Genomic DNA, 4,990 nt, shown 5'->3' with positions numbered 1-4,990 from the left:
ATTTTCGGGTCCGCATCGAGGGATTCGGAGTGGCACCTGGGACCTTGACCTGCAGACGCGCGAACTCGAATGGTCTGACACGGCCAAGCGGCTGTTCGGCCTCGGGCGGGACCAGGCCGTCAGCTACGATCTCTTTCTTTCGCAGCTGGAGCCGATCGATCGGGACCACCTCCTGAAGGCGATCGGGCGTGTCTCGGAAGGCGGCGGGGGGCTTGACCTCTCCTTCAAGGTCCGGGGGCCCTCGGGGAGCGGTCAATGGATCCGGGCCAGAGCCGGTGTGATCCGGGACGATACGGGCGCGCCGCGCCATCTCAGCGGGCTATTTCTCGACATCAACGCAGAGAAGCAGCTCGAGGACGATCTGCGCTCCCAGGAGAATCATCTTCGCTCGATTCTCGAAACGGTGCCCGACGCCATGATCGTCATCGATTCACGCGGCATCGTGCATCTGTTCAGCAGCGCCGCGGAGCGGTTATTCGGCTATAGCAGGCAGGAAGCCATCGGCCGGAACGTGAGCATTCTGATGCCGGAGCCCGACCAGTCGCGTCATGACGGCTATCTCGACCGATATCTCAGGACGAATGATCCGCACATCATCGGCATCGGCCGGATTGTCACGGGTAAACGCCGCGACGGCACGACCTTCCCGATGCACCTGTCCGTCGGGAAGACGCAGCGCGCTGGCGAGCCCTATTTCACCGGCTTCGTGCGCGATCTCACCGAACATCAGCAGACTCAGGCGCGGCTCCAGGAGCTGCAATCCGAGCTCGTGCACGTGTCGCGGTTGACCGCGATGGGAGAAATGGCGTCGGCGCTGGCGCACGAGCTCAACCAGCCGCTGGCGGCGATCAGCAATTATATGAAGGGATCGCGCCGCCTCCTCGCCGGCAGCAGCGATCCCAATGCGCCGAAGGTCGAAAGCGCGCTGGATCGCGCGGCCGAGCAGGCCTTGCGCGCCGGCCAGATCATCCGCCGCCTGCGCGACTTCGTCTCCCGCGGCGAATCGGAGAAACGGGTCGAGAGCCTGTCCAAGCTGATCGAGGAAGCCGGCGCGCTCGGGCTCGCCGGGGCGCGCGAGCAGAACGTGCAGCTCCGCTTCAGCCTCGATCCTGACGCCGATCTCGTGCTGGCCGACCGGGTGCAGATTCAGCAGGTGCTGGTCAACCTGTTCCGCAACGCACTCGAAGCGATGGCGCAGGCGCAGCGGCGCGAGCTGGTCGTCGCCAACACCCGCGCCGGCGATGGCATGATCGCGGTGGAGGTCTCCGACACCGGCATCGGCTTCCGGGACGACGTCATTCCGAACCTGTTCCAGACCTTCTTCACCACCAAGGACACCGGCATGGGCGTGGGACTCTCGATCAGCCGCTCGATCATCGAGGCCCATGGCGGCCGCATGTGGGCCGAGAGCAACGCAGCGGGAGGAGCGACATTCCGCTTCACCCTGCCGGCAACCGACGAGAGCTGATCATGACGAGCAATGGCAAAGTCTACGTCATCGACGACGACGCAGCGATGCGGGACTCGCTGAACTTCCTGCTGGATTCCGCCGGCTTCACGGTCACCCTGTTCGACGACGCGCACGCCTTTCTCGAAGCCCTGCCCGGCCTCGAGTTCGGCTGCGTCGTCTCCGACGTACGCATGCCCGGCCTCGACGGCATCGAGCTCTTGAAGCGGATGAAGGCGCAGCAAAGCCCGTTTCCGATCCTGATCATGACCGGTCACGGCGACGTGCCGCTGGCGGTCGAGGCGATGAAGCTCGGCGCGGTCGATTTCCTGGAAAAGCCGTTCGATGACGACCGTCTCACCGCCATGATCGAGTCGGCGATCCGCCAGGCCGAGCCCGCTGCCAAGAACGAGGCCGTCGCGCAGGACGTCGCCGCCCGCGTTGCGTCCTTGAGTCCCAGGGAGCGCCAGGTCATGGAAGGGCTGATCGCGGGCCTCTCCAACAAGCTGATCGCCCGGGAATACGACATCAGCCCGCGGACCATCGAGGTCTACCGTGCCAACGTCATGACCAAGATGCAGGCAAACAGCCTTTCGGAACTGGTCCGGCTGGCGATGCGCGCCGGCATGCTCAACGATTGAGGCATATCAAGGCGGCTTCCCGCGGGCGTGCTAACCAGACAGCATGGTTGAGGTCGGCCCATATCATGCGCGACCGTCGTCCTGTCCACAACGCACCGTCTTTGTGGTCGACGATGATGCCGCAGTTCTCGGATCCCTGCGATTCCTGCTGGAGACCGACGGCTTCGCCGTGCGGACCTTCAGGAGCGGCACGGCGTTGCTCAATCAGGGCGCCTCGCCCGGCCCTGACTGCTACGTCATCGATTATAAGATGCCGGATATCAACGGCATCGAGCTGACCGGCCGCCTGCGCAGATCCGACCACGCCGCGCCTGTGATCCTGATCACTGGCTATCCCGACGAAAACATCTCGGCGAGGGCTGCGACCGCGGGCATCAAGGACGTGGTTTTGAAGCCGCTTCTGGACGAAAACCTGGTCAAGTGCATCCGCCACGCCATCCAGGATTGTCCCTGCGCCTGACCTACGGGATTCTACGTAAGGGGACCTCCCTAAGATATCTCGCGAAATTTTCGAAGCACCCGATACCGCGTAGGAAAGCGTCATCACAACGGAGATGGCGCAGATGCTGACCCAGACGATCAACACCCAGGCGATCAACACCCAGATCGGCGGCAAGATTGCCCCTGCCCATCCCGTCGCGGACCAGTTCGGTGCGATCACCGGTCATGTCGGCCTGGTCGCCACCGAGTTCTCCTACGGCAAGGACGAGGAGATCTATGGCGAGGACGAGACGGCCGAATACGTCTATCAGGTCGTCACCGGCGCGGTGCGCAGCTACAAGCTTCTCTCCGACGGCCGCCGCCAGATCGGCGCCTTCCATCTTCCCGGCGACGTGTTCGGCCTCGAATCCGGTCCCACCCACCGCCTCGCCGCGGAAGCCATCATCGACACCACCGTGCGCCTCGTGAAGCGCGCGAGCCTCGAGAAGGCCGCCGGCACTGACGTGCAGGTCGCCCGCAAGCTCTGGGCCATGACCGCCGGCGAGCTTCGTCATGCCGAGGACCACATGCTGCTGCTGGGCCGCAAGACGGCGATGGAGCGTGTTGCGACCTTCCTCCTCGAAATGGACCGCCGCCTCGCCGTTGCCGGCATGATGGCGCTGCCGATGTGCCGCCGCGACATCGGCGACTATCTCGGCCTCACCCTCGAAACCGTGTCGCGCGCGCTGTCGCAGCTTCATGCCCAGGGCATCCTCGGCTTCTCCGGCGCCCGCCAGATCGTGCTGCGCAATCGTCAGCGCCTGCACAATCTCGACGCCTGATCCGTTTCTCCCCCGTGACTTGGCCGGCCGACGCGTTTCGGCCGGTCTTTATTTTTGAGTTGATATTGCGCTGCGCCGGGTTTCCGGCATCACCAGCAGGACCAGAAGAAGTCCCGCCGCGGCAACGCCGGACAGCCCGACGAATGCCGTGGCATTGCCGAATTTGTCGCTGACATAGCCGCCGAGCACCGTACTCAACGAGGCGCCGATTCCCGTTGCGGTGCCGACGATCCCCTGCGCCAGGTTGAAATGTCCGCTGCCGAAGGCGACGTCGGCGACGATCAGCGGGATCATGACCGCGAACACCGCCGCGGTGATGCCGTCGAACACCTGCACGAGAACCAGCAGATAAGGATCGCGCACGGTCGCAAACAGCAGTCCGCGAATCATCAGCGCGCCAAATCCGATCAGGAGCAAGGGCCGTCGGCCCCACAACTGCGCCTTGCGTCCGACCGTCGGCGACAGCAGCGCCACGATGGCTTGCGGAACGACGATGCAGAAGGCGACGAGCACCGTCGCCCACTGGGCGGACCGCGCCGTCACGGCGCTCGCGATCAGCGGCATCATCGAGGCGTTCGCCAGCTGCAGCAGCAGCACGCTCAGCGCGAAGACGATGAGCGGGCGCTGCCGGATCAGGTGCCAGAGATTGCTGTCGCCGCGCTCCGCCGATTCGCGCGGCAGCTCGCCGTGACAGCGCGCGATGTCGACCTCACGCTCGCGGATGCGCGAGAGCGCGATCAGGGTCGGGATGATGAGCAGGAAAGTGACGAGGAAGACCGCCCGGCTCGACAGCAGGTAGCCGACGGTGCCCATCACGGCCGCCGCGATGCCGCTGCCCAGCGAGGCAAAGCGCGCGTTGCGCCCGAGACGCTCGCCGATCGCGAGCGGGCCGACGAGACCAAGGCTGATCGCGGCGATCGCCGGGCCGAGCACGCAGCTCGCCATCGCGTGAAGCGTGGCGGCGGCCACGACGACCGCGAAGATCGGCATCGCCGCATAGGCGAGCGCGCAGGCGCCGATGGTCGCGATCGCGAGGGCGGCGACGAGACGCTCCGATTTCGCGGCGTCGATGATCGCCCCGCCCGGCATCTGGCCGATCAGGGCGACGATGCCGCCGATCGACAGCACGAGGCCGATCTCGACCTGGGTCCATTTCTGGGTGGTGAGATAGACCGCGATGAAGGGGCCGAATCCGGTCTGTACGTCGGCGAGGAAGAAGATGAACCAGTCGAGGCCGCGCAGGCTCTGGCGCGACGGCGCCGGAATGCCGGCAGCCGATGGCGCAGCGACCTCGTCCTGCTCGGCGCCGCCGCCGCGATCTGCGTGTTTCGGCTTGCTCGACAACAGCACAGGCAATCAGCCCTCCCGGCACCTCACTGGATCGCTCGCAGCGGCTGAAGGCTGCCGGACGCGCCGAGCACGACGATCGGCGTGTCCTCCTTGTATTCCGGCGCGGCCGCGACCTGCGCCTTGGTCAATTCCAGCGTGATGCTGTCCTTCTTGCTGGCGATCTTGCCGAAGCGCAGCGCGTTCCAGTCCACCACGATCTTGCGGCTGCCGACGCCGAGAAAGCCGCCGAAATCGATCGCCGCCGCGCGGACATGACCGGTGCGGTCGACGATGACGTCGACGATGCGGCC

At 65.5% G+C, this 4,990-nt stretch carries 5 protein-coding genes and 1 pseudogene; 4 read left to right on the top strand and 2 right to left on the bottom strand.

Annotated elements, in window-relative coordinates:
• From fixL to JHD07_RS24640, 4 genes and pseudogenes are all read left to right on the top strand, one after another.
• Positions 1-1,468 (top strand): annotated as a pseudogene (gene fixL / locus JHD07_RS24655) (sensor protein FixL); the annotation flags it as partial.
• A 2-nt stretch (positions 1,469-1,470) separates the two neighbouring features.
• Positions 1,471-2,088, top strand: coding sequence for a response regulator FixJ (gene fixJ / locus JHD07_RS24650; protein ID WP_291626779.1), 618 nt, complete (start codon positions 1,471-1,473; stop codon positions 2,086-2,088).
• Between the two features lie 43 nt (positions 2,089-2,131).
• On the top strand, positions 2,132-2,548 hold the full coding sequence (locus JHD07_RS24645; protein WP_291626777.1) for a response regulator: 417 nt from the start codon (positions 2,132-2,134) through the stop codon (positions 2,546-2,548).
• A gap of 103 nt (positions 2,549-2,651) precedes the next feature.
• The gene (locus JHD07_RS24640; RefSeq protein WP_291626775.1) at positions 2,652-3,350 is read left to right on the top strand and encodes a helix-turn-helix domain-containing protein; all 699 of its coding nucleotides are present in this window, start codon (positions 2,652-2,654) and stop codon (positions 3,348-3,350) included.
• A 48-nt stretch (positions 3,351-3,398) separates the two neighbouring features.
• On the opposite strand, the gene JHD07_RS24635 is transcribed toward JHD07_RS24640, so the two are convergent.
• The gene (locus JHD07_RS24635; RefSeq protein WP_291626781.1) at positions 3,399-4,700 is read right to left on the bottom strand and encodes an MFS transporter; all 1,302 of its coding nucleotides are present in this window, start codon (positions 4,698-4,700) and stop codon (positions 3,399-3,401) included.
• A gap of 23 nt (positions 4,701-4,723) precedes the next feature.
• Positions 4,724-4,990: PRC-barrel domain-containing protein (locus JHD07_RS24630; RefSeq protein ID WP_291626773.1), on the bottom strand; the 267-nt coding region annotated here is incomplete at its 5' end.

The sequence above is a fragment of the Bradyrhizobium sp. genome, assembly GCF_016462955.1.
Classification (GTDB): domain Bacteria; phylum Pseudomonadota; class Alphaproteobacteria; order Rhizobiales; family Xanthobacteraceae; genus Bradyrhizobium.
This window is presented reverse-complemented; position numbering and strand designations above follow the sequence as displayed.